This is a genomic window from Dyadobacter subterraneus, from assembly GCF_015221875.1.
GTDB classification, from domain to species: Bacteria; Bacteroidota; Bacteroidia; order Cytophagales; family Spirosomataceae; genus Dyadobacter; species Dyadobacter subterraneus.
In genome coordinates this window covers 1,095,256-1,108,137 of the sequence record NZ_JACYGY010000001.1, presented here as the reverse complement: position 1 = coordinate 1,108,137, position 12,882 = coordinate 1,095,256, and the positions used below count along the sequence as shown (strand labels likewise).

Annotated in this window: 14 protein-coding genes; 5 read left to right on the top strand and 9 right to left on the bottom strand. The window is 39.5% G+C overall.

The window, feature by feature from the left end; translation table 11 throughout:
* Nucleotides 1–37 precede the first annotated feature (37 nt).
* Nucleotides 38–715: a cell division ATP-binding protein FtsE gene (locus IEE83_RS04635; protein ID WP_194119452.1), complete on the bottom strand. Its 678-nt coding sequence runs from the start codon at nt 713–715 to the stop codon at nt 38–40.
* A gap of 84 nt (nt 716–799) precedes the next feature.
* Nucleotides 800–1,456, bottom strand: a complete 657-nt coding sequence (gene fsa / locus IEE83_RS04630; RefSeq protein WP_194119451.1) for a fructose-6-phosphate aldolase — start codon at nt 1,454–1,456, stop codon at nt 800–802.
* 281 nt (nt 1,457–1,737) lie between these two features.
* On the opposite strand from fsa, the gene IEE83_RS04625 reads away from it, so the two are divergent.
* Together IEE83_RS04625 and IEE83_RS04620 are read left to right on the top strand one after the other, a co-directional pair.
* Nucleotides 1,738–2,439, top strand: a complete 702-nt coding sequence (locus IEE83_RS04625) for a tetratricopeptide repeat protein (protein ID WP_194119450.1) — start codon at nt 1,738–1,740, stop codon at nt 2,437–2,439.
* A gap of 82 nt (nt 2,440–2,521) precedes the next feature.
* The gene (locus IEE83_RS04620) at nt 2,522–2,869 is read left to right on the top strand and encodes a transmembrane 220 family protein (RefSeq protein WP_194119449.1); all 348 of its coding nucleotides are present in this window, start codon (nt 2,522–2,524) and stop codon (nt 2,867–2,869) included.
* On the opposite strand, the gene IEE83_RS04615 is transcribed toward IEE83_RS04620, so the two are convergent.
* Entirely contained in the window at nt 2,866–3,633 is a 768-nt protein-coding gene (locus IEE83_RS04615; protein WP_194119448.1) for a biotin--[acetyl-CoA-carboxylase] ligase, read from the bottom strand. The genes IEE83_RS04620 and IEE83_RS04615 overlap by 4 nt on opposite strands.
* A 47-nt stretch (nt 3,634–3,680) precedes the next feature.
* Here IEE83_RS04615 and rsfS point away from each other — a divergent pair, with 47 nt between their 5' ends.
* The 3 genes from rsfS (at nt 3,681) to IEE83_RS04600 (ending at nt 7,245) form a co-directional block, all read left to right on the top strand.
* A complete protein-coding gene (gene rsfS, locus IEE83_RS04610; protein ID WP_090335123.1) occupies nt 3,681–4,064 on the top strand; it encodes a ribosome silencing factor in 384 nt (127 codons plus the stop codon).
* 72 nt (nt 4,065–4,136) lie between these two features.
* On the top strand, nt 4,137–6,194 hold the full coding sequence (ftsH, locus tag IEE83_RS04605; protein WP_194119447.1) for an ATP-dependent zinc metalloprotease FtsH: 2,058 nt from the start codon (nt 4,137–4,139) through the stop codon (nt 6,192–6,194).
* A 106-nt stretch (nt 6,195–6,300) separates the two neighbouring features.
* Nucleotides 6,301–7,245: an aldose 1-epimerase gene (locus IEE83_RS04600; protein ID WP_194119446.1), complete on the top strand. Its 945-nt coding sequence runs from the start codon at nt 6,301–6,303 to the stop codon at nt 7,243–7,245.
* Here IEE83_RS04600 and IEE83_RS04595 read toward each other — a convergent pair.
* The 6 genes from IEE83_RS04595 to IEE83_RS04570 all read right to left on the bottom strand — a co-directional run bounded on the left by IEE83_RS04595 (nt 7,226) and on the right by IEE83_RS04570 (nt 12,737).
* On the bottom strand, nt 7,226–8,380 hold the full coding sequence (locus IEE83_RS04595; RefSeq protein ID WP_194119445.1) for a nucleotidyltransferase domain-containing protein: 1,155 nt from the start codon (nt 8,378–8,380) through the stop codon (nt 7,226–7,228). The two genes, IEE83_RS04600 and IEE83_RS04595, sit on opposite strands and share 20 nt — an antisense overlap.
* Nucleotides 8,367–9,293 carry a serine kinase gene (locus tag IEE83_RS04590; RefSeq protein ID WP_194119444.1) on the bottom strand — a complete coding sequence of 309 codons (927 nt, stop codon included), beginning with the start codon at nt 9,291–9,293 and terminating at the stop codon, nt 8,367–8,369. The genes IEE83_RS04595 and IEE83_RS04590 overlap by 14 nt, the downstream gene beginning before the upstream one ends.
* 15 nt (nt 9,294–9,308) lie before the next feature.
* Nucleotides 9,309–9,740: a lasso peptide biosynthesis B2 protein gene (locus tag IEE83_RS04585; protein ID WP_194119443.1), complete on the bottom strand. Its 432-nt coding sequence runs from the start codon at nt 9,738–9,740 to the stop codon at nt 9,309–9,311.
* 15 nt (nt 9,741–9,755) lie between these two features.
* Complete coding sequence (locus IEE83_RS04580) at nt 9,756–10,022, bottom strand: PqqD family protein (protein WP_194119442.1); 267 nt, start codon at nt 10,020–10,022, stop codon at nt 9,756–9,758.
* A gap of 65 nt (nt 10,023–10,087) precedes the next feature.
* Nucleotides 10,088–11,626: an L-piperidine-6-carboxylate dehydrogenase gene (gene amaB / locus IEE83_RS04575; protein ID WP_194119441.1), complete on the bottom strand. Its 1,539-nt coding sequence runs from the start codon at nt 11,624–11,626 to the stop codon at nt 10,088–10,090.
* A 58-nt stretch (nt 11,627–11,684) separates the two neighbouring features.
* On the bottom strand, nt 11,685–12,737 hold the full coding sequence (locus tag IEE83_RS04570) for a saccharopine dehydrogenase family protein (RefSeq protein ID WP_194119440.1): 1,053 nt from the start codon (nt 12,735–12,737) through the stop codon (nt 11,685–11,687).
* Nucleotides 12,738–12,882 lie beyond the last annotated feature (145 nt).

Sequence of the window (12,882 nt, the reverse complement as noted above, 5' to 3'; positions counted from 1 at the left end):
TTAATTTCTCAGCCCTCATTTTTTATAACTAAATATTTTATCCTTCTGTCACACTACCATTTTCACATTTAATGGTTCTTGCAGGGAATTTTTTTAGGAATTCGTAATTGTGGGTTGCCATCAAAATGGCTGTTCCCGCATTATTGATTGTTTTGAAAACCTGCATAATCTGGTCCCCTACTTCCGGATCCAGATTTCCTGTTGGTTCATCTGCAATCAGGATTCTCGGTTCATTCAGCATAGCACGGGCAATTACGACACGCTGCTGCTCGCCGCCTGAAAGCTGATGTGGCATTTTTTTCTGAGAAGTTCCCAAGCCAACCTGCATCAAAACTTCTGCGATGCGTTTTGAAATTTTTGATTGCTGCTCCCAACCCGTTGCTCGAAGTACAAACGAAAGATTATCCTCCACAGAACGATCAGAAAGCAATTGAAAATCCTGGAATACAATGCCAATTTTACGCCTTAGAAAAGGAATATCGGCTCTTTTGATATTATGCAATTCATAACCAACTACTTTGGCAGAACCTGTATGCAGCCACAAATCGCCATAAAGCGTTTTCATGAGCGAACTTTTTCCGCTTCCGGTACGTCCGATCAGATATACAAACTCTCCATTTTTTATCTCAAAATGGACATCATTCAAAACAGGCCGGTCGCCCTGATAAATATCAGCTCGTTCCAGTACTACAATAGGCTCTGTGGTATCAGTCATAATGGATGAATGGAGACAATCATATGTGGGAAAAGGTCAAATATTTAGAAATCTAAATATCTGACCTTTTAAAATTAGTTCTTATTAAGCGTTTCCTTTGTTGTAATCAGCAAGGAATTTTTCAAGCCCGATATCCGTAAGCGGATGTTTCATCAATGCTTCCATCGCGCTCAAAGGTCCTGTCATAACATCTGCTCCAACTTCTGCACACTGAATAATGTGCATCGGGTGACGAACTGATGCTGCTAAAACCTGAGTTTCGTATCCATAATTACGATAGATTGTGATGATCTGTTCGATCAAACCAATTCCATCCGTAGAAATATCGTCAAGACGGCCAATAAACGGAGAAACATAAGTTGCACCTGCTTTTGCAGCGATCAACGCCTGTCCGGCCGAGAAAATAAGTGTACAGTTGGTACGGATACCTTTGCTAGAAAAATATTTCAAAGCCTTTACACCTTCTTTGATCATTGGAATCTTTACAACAATTTTATCATCAATCTCGATCAATTCTTCACCTTCACGAATCATACCCTCCAAATCAACAGAAATCACTTCCGCACTTACATCTCCGTCAACAATATCACAGATCGCCTTGTAGTGTCTCATGATATTATCCTTACCTGTAATTCCTTCTTTTGCCATAAGTGACGGATTTGTTGTAACACCATCAAGTACGCCTAAGGCCTGAGCTTCTTTAATTTCTTTTAGATTGGCAGTATCAATAAAAAATTTCATATCAAAAATTGAATAGTTTAATTGTCCTACAAAAGTAGGAAACCATTACTAAAAGCAAAAAAAAGTTGTGGAAGTGATTGGAAAGGGCATAAAAAAAGGCAAACCGAGAATCTCACCGCATCAACCACCTACCCTTGCTTCCGTCAGGACCTGGGGGATTCGGAAGGAGCTGGTAGTTCCGATTTGCCGTTGCAAAGATAAAGACATTTTATTGACAAAAAGAAAACATTCATTTAACGTTTCCTCTTACTTTTGTGCGAACCAACTATAAATGAGTGATTATGTACCGAATATTTTTTTTATTTTTTTTAGTTTTCCTTAATTCCTGCTCCAATTCTTCTGATGCTTTCCTCCAAAAAGGCAAACAATTGATGAAAGAAGGCAAAAACAAAGAAGCCATCGAATACCTCAATAAAGCCATAGAAAAAAATACTTCCAACGCTGAAGCTTTAAATACCCGCGGCGTGGCTTATTATGAAATGAAAGAATATCCAAGCGCCCTGATGGATTTTAATCAGGCCATAAAAATACAGCCCGCATCTTATCGTCCTTATTTCAATCGCGCGCTTTTATACACAAGTGACAATCATCTTGACTCAGCATTGACAGATTATAACAAGGCGGCCACTTTGGCTCCTGATACTTCGGATGTTTTTTTAAACAGAGGCCAGTTGTACGTGATTCTTGACAAACTGGAACCTGCCATTAAAGATTTTGAAAAAGCAACAGAACTTGACCAGGAAAATAAAATGGCCTGGTACAATTTGGGGAATACCTATTATCGCCAGAATGATTTCAAAAAAGCCACGCTCGCCTTTCGTCAAACTGTAAAACTGGATTCACAATATGGAAAAGCGTTTTACGGACTAGGTTTGGCAGAATGGTACGACGGCGAAAAAGACCTGGGATGCAGCAGCCTGAAACAGGCACAGAATTTGGGATATGAAGATGCAACAGCTGCGATCAGTCAGTTTTGTAAATGACAAAAATCTTATTGCTTAAAAAAGTAATAAAAACGTTATTTAATCTTTATATAAAGCAGTAAAACCCACTAACTATATCATCATGAAATTTTTCAAAATAATATTCGGATCGCTTTTTATGCTTTTCGCATATTTCCAGTTTAACGACCCGGATGCTACAATCTGGATCTTTACATACAGTGCCGCAGCCTTGGCCTGCTACATGAGTTTTAACAACCTCTGGCCTTCCTGGGTATATTACGGACTGGCAGCGGGATATCTGATAGCTTCAATTTTCCAGTGGCCTCCTCATTTCGAAGGAATTTTCTGGGGCGAAGCAAAAATGAGAAGTATCAATATTGAAGAAGCGCGCGAATCGCTTGGATTGTTAATTTGCTGCCTTGCGATGGTCGTGTTAGGAAAATGGGGCATTCCAAAAATTGAAGACTAATCCCATATCCATTCAACTTCTTTGAGATCCAGTTCTTTAATTTCAGGCTGATTCTCAAATTTGACACATAATTTTCCAAAATCAGTTATGCCTGTTACCGTGCCGGACAAAACCTCGTTCTGGTATCGAAACAGGCATAACTGTTTATAACCAAATAAATTATCAAGATACGCCTGCCGGATTTCCTGATTATTTTTTATTGATTTCAGTTTTAAATACCATGCGTCGAGGTGATGAATTAATTGATAAAACTCATCAGGCAGAAAAAAGTCCTGTCCGCTTTCCTTAGCCAGCGAAGTCGCCCGGGGATTTGAAAATTCGGTTTGATTAATATTGATACCCATTCCCACAACTGAACTTGCCAGGCGGGATCCCTGAATATTATTTTCAATCAATGTCCCGCATATTTTTTTATCACCCAGATATATGTCGTTTGGCCACTTTATCTTAACTTTATCAGAATAGTTGCTAAGATATGACGATATGCCCAGAGCCATGGCCTGACTTATCAGAAATTGTTCCTGAATTGGTAAAAAAGTCGGGGTTAGGATGACAGACATGGTAAGGTTCATCCGAGGCTGGGTTACCCAGGTTGTACCTCTTTGTCCACGGCCTTTTGTCTGGTCGTCAGTAATGACAACAGCTCCCTCCATACTTACACCGCTACGTACTAATTCAGCCGCTATGTCGTTTGTTGAATGACAACTTGGCAGATAAATAACTTTTTTACCTATAATTAAGGTATCGTATATAGAGTTGTACAATTTTTTTACTTTACTTTAGGGTTTATAGAAATGGGAATCAACTACGCATGAAACAACGCAAAAATAAAGAACTATCATCAAAAGATTTATCCGAGCTTATAGCTAAAGGAATGTCAGAAAAGAAAGGTGAGGATATAACAATCCTTGATCTTAGAAAAGTAAAAAATTCAATAACAGATTTTTTTGTAATTTGCTCGGGTAATTCCGATACTCAAATAGATGCTTTGGCCAATTCGGTGGAAGACGAAGTTTACAAAATATCAAAAACCGACCCCTGGCAAAAAGAAGGAAAAGCCAATGGAGAGTGGATATTAATTGACTATGTGGATGTAGTGGCTCACATTTTTAATAAAGAACGTCGTAAACACTATGATTTGGAAGAGCTTTGGGGTGATGCGGTTGTAACGCACTTTGAAGATTCCGTCCTGTAAATATCGTAGCGGATGAACATTCATCAGATGCGAAATGTTGTTTATTAAATTTCCTCTTAATTATTATAAAGAATGTCTGATAACGATAACAAAAGAGGTCCACTAAATCCTAAAAGTCCGCAGAAAGGGTATCAGGGATGGATCATAGCTGCTTTGATTGCTACTATTTTGGGGATAACTTACCTTAACAGAACATCAACAATTCGTGAAACGACTCAGAAACGTTTTGAGAAAATGGTTGCTGACAAGGAGGTTCAACGCGTCACAATAGTAAATGACAAGTCAGTTGAAGTAACATTGAAGCCAGAAGCGCTGAAGCTTGATAAATATAAAGTGCTTACTACTGAAAATGGTGGTAATTATTTCGGAGGAGAACCAGTTTCTCATTATCAGTTTCAGGTAACGTCGGCGGAAACATTTAAAAAAGATCTCGACAAGATTCAGGAAAAAGTACCTGATGATGATAAGATTGAGCTTGTTGTAGACACACGTAATGACTGGACCAGTTTCCTTGGAACCTGGGGCTTTTTCATTATCATGATTCTGGTAATGTATTTCATCCTTGGCAGAATGTCAGGTGGTGTTGGTCCTGGTGGTCAGATATTTAATATCGGCCGTTCCCGTGCAACACTTTTTGACGCTGAAAACAAAGTTAAAATTACTTTTAACGATGTTGCCGGTCTGGATGAAGCGAAAGAAGAGATCAAGGAAATAGTTGAATACCTTCAGTTTCCTGATAAATTCAAAAAACTCGGTGCGAAAATTCCAAAAGGTGCACTTCTTGTAGGCCCTCCGGGTACTGGTAAAACTTTGCTTGCAAAAGCAGTTGCCGGTGAAGCTGGTGTTCCTTTCTTCTCTTTGTCAGGTTCTGACTTTGTTGAAATGTTTGTTGGTGTAGGTGCGGCTCGTGTTCGTGACCTTTTCAAACAAGCAAAAGAAAAAGCGCCTTGCATTATCTTTATAGATGAGATTGATGCGGTTGGTCGTTCCCGTGGGCGTGGTGCAATGCCAGGTTCTAATGACGAACGTGAAAACACATTGAACTCACTGCTTGTCGAAATGGATGGTTTTGCTACCGATTCAGGAATTATTATCGTAGCTGCAACGAACCGTCCAGACGTTTTGGATCCGGCTTTACTTCGTCCGGGACGTTTTGACAGACAAATTTCAATTGATAAACCAGACGTTATCGGCCGTGAAGCGATTTTCAAAGTGCATTTAAAACCTTTGAAACTTTCGGTTGATGTTGATATTCAAAAACTGGCAGCGCAGACTCCTGGTTTTGCAGGTGCTGAAATTGCCAACGTTTGTAACGAAGCCGCACTTATTGCTGCCCGCCGTGACAGAGAAGAAGTAACAATGCAGGATTTCCAGGATGCAATGGATCGTGTAATTGGTGGTTTGGAAAAGAAAAACAAATTGATCTCTCCCGAAGAGAAACAAATTGTTGCTTACCATGAAGCTGGTCACGCAGTAGCAGGCTGGTTCCTTGAACACGCTGACCCATTGGTTAAGGTATCGATTGTACCTCGTGGTGTTGCTGCATTAGGTTACGCACAGTATTTGCCGAGAGAACAGTATTTGTATCGTACAGAGCAGTTGTTTGACGAAATGTGTATGACATTAGGCGGACGTGCTGCGGAAGATGTTATTTTTGGTAAGATTTCAACCGGTGCATTGAGTGACCTTGAACGTGTAACGAAAGTTGCATACAGCATGGTTACGATGTACGGGATGAACGATCGTATCGGTAATGTATCTTATTACGATTCGAAACAAAGCGATTACGCTTTTACAAAACCTTATTCTGAATCAACGTCACAGGCAATTGATGAAGAAGTTCGCAAGTTGATTGAACAAGCTTATCAGTTTGTTAAAAATATGTTGAGCGAAAGACGTGACGCGTTGGAAGTGATTGCTCAGGAATTGTTGGAAAAAGAAATCTTGTTCCAAAGTGATCTTGAAAAACTGATCGGCAAACGTCCTTACGAAAAGGAGACCAGCTATCAGGCTTATATCAACCGTCGCTCGAATGAAGAAGCTGCGATTCATGAAGAAGCAGTAAAACAAACGCTTGAAAAAGACAAAGGCGAAATGGTTGCAGAAGATAAAGATTCTTCGGCTGTATAAATTTCGAACAGATAAATAGTAAAAACCGGGCAGCAAAACTGTCCGGTTTTTATTTTTAGAGTACATTTGCCCAATCTAATATCAATCCTAAAAACGAGCACCTTTTATGTCATTCGAAATATTTAAAGAGCAATATGGTGAGCTGACCGAATATGTAATTCAGGAAACTGCTACCAATAATCGCTGTACAATCCTTCCTGAACTGGGTGGAATTGCCAGACAGTTATCATTGAGAAAAGACAATACCTTATTTTCTTTGCTGAAAACGCCGGGAACTCCGAGTGAACTAATAGAAGACACAAAAAGTGCGGGAGAATTGCTTTTCCCTTTTGCCAGCCGTATTCCGGACGGGAAATATCACTTTCTTGGAAAAGATTACCAGCTTGCTCAAAATGACAATGAAAATGCCATTCATGGGTTAGTTCGTAAACATGCTTTCAAACTCGAAGAACAAGTTGTCGAATCTGATCATGCTTATATCAAATTGTCTTATAATCTGAGAGAAAAAGAAGGTTATCCTTTTTCGGTTGATTTTTCAGTGAAGTATATATTGAACGCCTCAGGTGTATTTTCACTAACCTATGAAGCAAAAAATGTAGGTTCTGAGCCTTGTCCGGTTATGTTTGGCTGGCACCCCTATTTCGTGTTGGGACATGAAGATGTGGATGCATGGAAAATAAATATTCCCTCGGATACCATTGTGGTTTTTGATAATCGTATGAGTCCTATCGATACTGCTCCATTCCTAATTGAAGAAGGTGCTATGCCTCTCTTTAAAAAAGCGCTGGACAATGCTTTTATTGTCAATAGTAAAGAAAATAAAGCCGTAACTGAATTGATTTCTGAAAGACAACATGTGACTTTGCAGATCGAACAGGAAGTTGGTGAAGGGAAATTTAATTATCTGGTAGTATACACACCGCCCGCACGGGATTGCATAGCGATCGAGCCATTAACGGCTAATGTCAATTCATTTAATAATGGAGAAGGATTAAATATTCTTGCGCCGGGAAATACGATTACAGGAACAATTAATTTGAAGTTGGTTTAGGAAGTCTTCGATACCAACGTGCTTTCGGAATAATTAATCTCCATTCCAAAAGATAGGCTAAGTGGCTGAACAAAATTGCAAGTTTGTCGCTTAGCCTGTCTCTATATATCATGTTGAAGTAAAAGATCTGCCAGGATTTAGTGACTGGTTTTTCCCTTTTGTTCTCCCAATGCGTCAAAACCTTTTCTAAAAATTTTTGAGAAGGATACTTTTTTTCAAGATTTTCACCACAGAACCTCAGAAAATTTTCTCCGCTCAGGAAATAAATAAGTCCAAGTGATTCCAGCAGCAATTTATAAAAGCCCTTTTGTTTCGTTTTCAGGATGACGTAATTCCAATCCAGTTGCTGACCATACTTTCTTAGTAACCTTACCAGATCTGCGACAAATTTCAATTTATCCCACTGTTCAACGCCAGCATGATGTATAATCATCATCAAGAGCTGATTTTCTATGCGTGGCACAGATAAAGAGCTGCCCGCAATTTCGAATGAAATTCGCTGTTCGGAAAGTTCTTCCCAGCTGAAAGAATAGTGATATCTTGGATAAGTGGTATTCCATTGCACTTCCAGAGACTGCAACATATTAGTTGTTACGGGAGTCAAAGGTAACTGATAATCTGTGTTAAAATATAATTTGGCGACTTTGTCGTTTTCCAATAAATATTTCCGGTAGTTATCGGGCTCAAATCCGTATTTGGCCATTACAGCCAGTCCTTCATGTATTTGTTCTTTCTTTAAGAAAAAATCAATATCACCAAATTCACGCAGTCCGGGATTTTCATAAAGCATCCAGGCCCACAAGGCACCTTTCATTAAAAAAGCCTCCACACCTTCAGTTGATAACGCTGCGTTTAACTCATTCGATTTTTTAAGAAAAATCATATTAAAAACAGCCTGGCTTGTGCCTTGTTCTTTTAACTTTTCAAGAACTCCCGTAGAAATTTGTTTATTGTCAGTTGAGCTCAAATGATCGTACAACAAACAAGTCACCTGATGCCAGTGAGACAGTTCAACAAGTTTTCCCCAATCAACTGATTCACCGGATTTGCCAGAACCTGTTGTTTCAACCTCACCTTTCAGGCTGGCCTTAATCAAAAATAAAAGTTGAGACGAAACTTGATCAAGAGATATCATGAGGTACCGCTGTATTTAAGGAAATACTTTCCTGCACCCACTTTTCCAATAATTCAAACCCATCCGGACGTCTCTTACGCCATATTTTAGCAAATTTGGCACAATTAAAACTTTGAATAAAATGCTGCTTTATCGATTCACCAGTTAATAAACTGAATGGCAGAGGAAAGTTTTTCAGCATCTCCATAGGAATAGCAAAAGTGCTTAATTCCTCTAGTGCTACCCGGTTTTTTGCTTTATGTATAAAATAGATTGCACCTAACTGAACAGGATTTAAATCAAAAACACCATCAGGTTTATATGAAAACTTATTAATTCCCTCACTAACCGGCTGTAAATCTGATTGATTGTAATCCAATCCATTGACGGTTTTCTCCCAGATTTTTAGTTGCGGATAGGCCGGAATTATATAAGGTTTTCCACTGGCATCAAATGTTATGGCCGTGAGATCATCACTCAATAGAGGACAGCCGGCTTTAATAAATGCTGCTGCCGTGGTTGACTTACCTGCACCCGGGCTTCCCATAAAACACCAGGCCTCATCTCCAACTTTGACAGAACTTGCATGCAATAAGAAATATCCCTTTTGAAATAAAATCAATCCAAGTGCTTCACTAACAGTAAATAAGCTGATTAGATTTTTGTCATCTGTCCAAGGAGAAACCACAAGTTCTTTACCTCCAATAGCTTCAAAAGTTGCTACTTCTTCCCAATGGAGAACCAGATTATCTTTATTTTTTCCGAAGAGTGCACGAATACCCCTTCTGTATATAGAGGTCTTCTTTAATTTAGGAAAGGTTATTGCTCCGTATTTTATATGTAAATCCCAGGAACTTAAAGGCTCCGCAATGCTTAGTTCAGGTAATTCAATTTCCGAGAATATGGTTAATCCGTAGGCTTTATAAAAAAACATGTGTGTGATTGTAAATTATTCCCAAACCCATAAACGTTGATAGGAGACGGAATTTGACCAGTCTCCAATAATTATTTCGTCCCCTTTTTGTATCCATGCATGTGCTTCAAATGGTTTGGCATGGTTAACTTCAACACCAATTTCAAGACTTAAAGACGGGACTTTTCTCAATAAATATTTAGCTGCCAAGGCCCTCGGTAAACAAAGCAATTCCAACGGAATAATATTGGCAGCGGTATTGACAGCCCATACGACCTCTGAAATTTCCTTTGAATTCAGATCCGGTTTAGCATCTGACTTTGACATCCAATGGAATACTTTTCGAAAAGTAGAGAATGGCAAAATAGCCAGACCTATTTTTATTAAAATCAGGGTACATCCTGCCTGCACCAATTTAATTTTAGCGCTGCCTGAAATATCAACCCATTTTAATACATAGTCTGACATATTCTTCAACTTCATTTATTCAGTTATCTCAACCAGCTTTTCAGAAATAAGATCTTCCAGAAGTAATTCAATATCTCCCCGACAAGTTTCTGCGTCAATATCATATTCATCAGTTACCGCCTCGCAAAGTGCTTCCAAGGTTTTTGGTTCTCCTTCAAGATTATTCCAAACCAACGCTCCCACTTCATCCAACCCGTAGTAAGCTCCTTTGTTATGATTAAGAATCACGATTTCTTCTCCAACATGTGATGCAATTTGTTGGGATGTCAGTTTGTATTTCATATGGATAGTGTATTTTGGCAGGGAAATTTTTGTTGCCATCAAGCTGCAAAGTTAGAAAATAATAATTATTCGATCTCAAATTTTATTCCCTGAGCCAAAGGAAGCGTCGTACTGTAATTTATTGTTGACGTTTGCCGTCTCATATATGCTTTCCAGGCATCTGATCCGGATTCACGGCCACCGCCCGTTTCCTTTTCTCCGCCAAAGGCTCCACCGATCTCCGCTCCGGAAGTACCGATGTTAACATTGGCGATTCCACAATCTGAACCCGACTGAGATAAAAATTGCTCAGACTCACGAATGTTCAATGTAAAAATAGATGACGAAAGTCCCTGTGGAACGGAATTCTGCAAGTCTATCGCTTCATCAAGACTATCATATTTTATTAGATACAAAATAGGCGCAAAAGTCTCGGTCTGGACGATAGAAAAATCATTTTCAACTTCTGCAACACATGGTGCGACGTAACATCCTGAATCATATTTCTCTCCTTTCAGAACTTTGGGATCAATAATAAAATGACCGCCTTCTTTTCGGATTTTTTCAATTGCATCTTCATAATGATCAACTGCGACTTTATCAATTAACGGGCCTACATGATTATTTTCATCCAAAGGATTTCCAATTCGAAGTTGTGCATACGCTTTAATCAACCGTTTTTTGACTTCTTCATAAATGGAGGCCTGGATAATTAATCTTCTTGTAGATGTGCAACGCTGCCCTGCCGTACCGACCGCGCCAAAAACAATTCCGGGAATCGCAACATTTAAATCTGCGGAAGGAGTGACAATGATCGCATTATTTCCTCCAAGTTCAAGCAAACTTTTCCCCAGTCTTCTTGCCACTGCTTCACCAACGGCTTTCCCCATTCTTGTACTTCCTGTTGCAGAAACCAAGGCAATTCTGCTATCATCCGCAAGAAATTCTCCTACTGCTCTTCCGCCTGTAACGATACAAGAAATACCCTCTGGAAGCTGATTATTTTTCAGAACGACCTGAATAATATTCTGGCAAGCCAGCGCCGTGAGCGGTGTTTTTTCAGAAGGTTTCCAAATACAAACATCACCACAAACCCAGGCCAGCATCGCGTTCCAGGACCAAACTGCTACAGGAAAATTAAATGCTGAAATAATCCCCACAATTCCTAAAGGTTGCCATTGCTCATACATCCGGTGCTGTGATCTTTCACTGTGCATGCTCAAACCGTATAACTGGCGGGAAAGTCCAACTGCAAAGTCACAGATATCAATCATTTCCTGCACCTCTCCCAGTCCTTCCTGCAAGCTTTTGCCCATTTCATAACTCACAAGTTTTCCCAGTTCCTGTTTATTCGTCCTTAACTGCTCGCCAATCTGTCGAACAATTTCTCCTCTTTTGGGAGCAGGTACTAATCTCCAAATTTTAAAAGCCTGACTTGCAGATTCTACAACTTCCTCAAAATCCTCCGGACTTGTAGAATGAACTTTGGCAATAAGCTTTCCATCTACCGGAGAATAAGATTCCAGAATTTCTCCACTTCCATTCCAGGATTTCAGGCCAGTGCTTACGCCAGAATTATTTGGATTTATATTTAATTTATAAAGGATCTGTTGTATATCAATCATGGTATTATTCAATCAATGTAAAGTGAACCTAAGTTCGAGAATCATTTTTACGGCTGCATTAATAAAACAAATTGCCATTAGTCGTCTTCATAAAAGCATCGAGCAAAATATCTTCCTGTTTGACAAAACCGCTATTTGGCAAACTTCCGTCAGCTACCATTTCAACGACCGAGGCAATGGAAGCAGCAGTGGTCCAGGAAATTGCACGCCAATGCTGTCCGTCAATTTCGATTGGATGATAAGCACGGTAAAATTCTTCACGTTCCAGAAATTCGCCTTTCCAGCCTTCCACAACGGCATAAACATAAACAACATCCTGTTGAACCGGCGGTTTGGCTTCTGTCAAAATTTGTTCAACCAGTTCACGTTTTTCTTTTAAAATCAATTCATAAAGCAAAAACCGCATCAGACTGCAATGTCCGGGATAGCGTATGGTTTTGTAATTTAATGTATCCAGTTTTCCTTCAAACGTTTCGCACATCGTCCCCAAACCGCCCGAAGTACTAAACGCTTCAAATTCCTGCCCTTCAATATTGATCATTTCAATACCTTCCAGGGACGGCACCATTTTCCTGATACCATTATGAATTACTTCGGCATCATTAATATATTCGTTCACAACACCAGCCGGCGACCAGGTAAAAGAATAACCCATCAATCCATTTGGATAACGGGGAAGTGCCCCAACCCGCAATTCTATATCGCGAATTTTGGTAAAACGTTTCGCCAGATCCATTCCCACAATTCCGATAAAACCCGGAGCCAGCCCGCATTGCGGCACCATTACGCCTTTGCTGTCCTTTGCTAATTCACGAATAGCAGAAGTGGTGTAGACATCTTCCGTTAAATCGAAATAATGAATTCCTTTTTGATAAGCCATGATGGCTATCGGCAGGTTCAAATTGTAAGGCATGCAGGAAACCACGGCATCAGCCCCTGTCAGAATTTCATCTAAAAATGCATTTTCAGAAATATCTCCGGATTTAAATAAAAAAGGAATTTCAACCGGTGGTTTTGTTTTGTCGATGCCTGTTACCTGAAATCGCTTGCTGAGCAAGGTAGCAACCAGCGAACCAACCTTTCCTAATCCTATGACAACAATGTTTTTCATAATGATTTAAGAGATGAAGTGTGAATTTCGATCAGAAAATAAGTTGTCAATAATTCTTGATACCGACAGTATTGTTCTGCAAAAGATTTAATGAAAGATAGGGAAAGAAATTGCAGTTTTATAAAACTTAGTCGTCATTTTTGTA

Excerpts from the sequence above, each read along its gene's own strand:
- IEE83_RS04635 (WP_194119452.1), bottom strand. The coding sequence starts at position 715 with ATGACTGATACCACAGAGCCTATTGTAGTACTGGAACGAGCTGATATT.
- fsa (WP_194119451.1), bottom strand. The coding sequence starts at position 1,456 with ATGAAATTTTTTATTGATACTGCCAATCTAAAAGAAATTAAAGAAGCT.
- IEE83_RS04625 (WP_194119450.1), top strand. The coding sequence starts at position 1,738 with ATGTACCGAATATTTTTTTTATTTTTTTTAGTTTTCCTTAATTCCTGC.
- IEE83_RS04620 (WP_194119449.1), top strand. The coding sequence starts at position 2,522 with ATGAAATTTTTCAAAATAATATTCGGATCGCTTTTTATGCTTTTCGCA.
- rsfS (WP_090335123.1), top strand. The coding sequence starts at position 3,681 with ATGAAACAACGCAAAAATAAAGAACTATCATCAAAAGATTTATCCGAG.
- ftsH (WP_194119447.1), top strand. The coding sequence starts at position 4,137 with ATGTCTGATAACGATAACAAAAGAGGTCCACTAAATCCTAAAAGTCCG.
- IEE83_RS04600 (WP_194119446.1), top strand. The coding sequence starts at position 6,301 with ATGTCATTCGAAATATTTAAAGAGCAATATGGTGAGCTGACCGAATAT.
- IEE83_RS04595 (WP_194119445.1), bottom strand. The coding sequence starts at position 8,380 with ATGATATCTCTTGATCAAGTTTCGTCTCAACTTTTATTTTTGATTAAG.
- IEE83_RS04590 (WP_194119444.1), bottom strand. The coding sequence starts at position 9,293 with ATGTTTTTTTATAAAGCCTACGGATTAACCATATTCTCGGAAATTGAA.
- IEE83_RS04585 (WP_194119443.1), bottom strand. The coding sequence starts at position 9,740 with ATGTCAGACTATGTATTAAAATGGGTTGATATTTCAGGCAGCGCTAAA.
- IEE83_RS04580 (WP_194119442.1), bottom strand. The coding sequence starts at position 10,022 with ATGAAATACAAACTGACATCCCAACAAATTGCATCACATGTTGGAGAA.
- amaB (WP_194119441.1), bottom strand. The coding sequence starts at position 11,626 with ATGATTGATATACAACAGATCCTTTATAAATTAAATATAAATCCAAAT.
- IEE83_RS04570 (WP_194119440.1), bottom strand. The coding sequence starts at position 12,737 with ATGAAAAACATTGTTGTCATAGGATTAGGAAAGGTTGGTTCGCTGGTT.